The 229-nt window shown below is 52.0% G+C and carries 1 rRNA gene; it reads left to right on the top strand.

Features of this window, described 5'->3' with window-relative positions:
• Positions 1–229: ribosomal RNA gene (locus AC25ND_RS26440) — 23S ribosomal RNA — on the top strand; the annotation flags it as partial.

The raw sequence follows: 229 nt of genomic DNA, 5'->3' as shown, positions 1-229 counted from the left end.
TCCAGTTATTGCGATGGAGGGACGGAGAAGGCTAGGCCAGCTTGGCGTTGGTTGTCCAAGTTTAAGGTGGTAGGCTGAGATCTTAGGCAAATCCGGGATCTCAAGGCCGAGAGCTGATGACGAGTGCTCATTAGAGCGCGAAGTGGTTGATGCCATGCTTCCAAGAAAAGCTCCTAAGCTTCAGATAACTGGGAACCGTACCCCAAACCGACACAGGTGGTTAGGTAGA

The organism is Pseudomonas sp. P110(2024) (assembly GCF_057480795.1).
The sequence above is the reverse complement of the archived record's forward strand: the minus strand, read 5'-3'. Positions and strand labels throughout refer to the sequence as shown.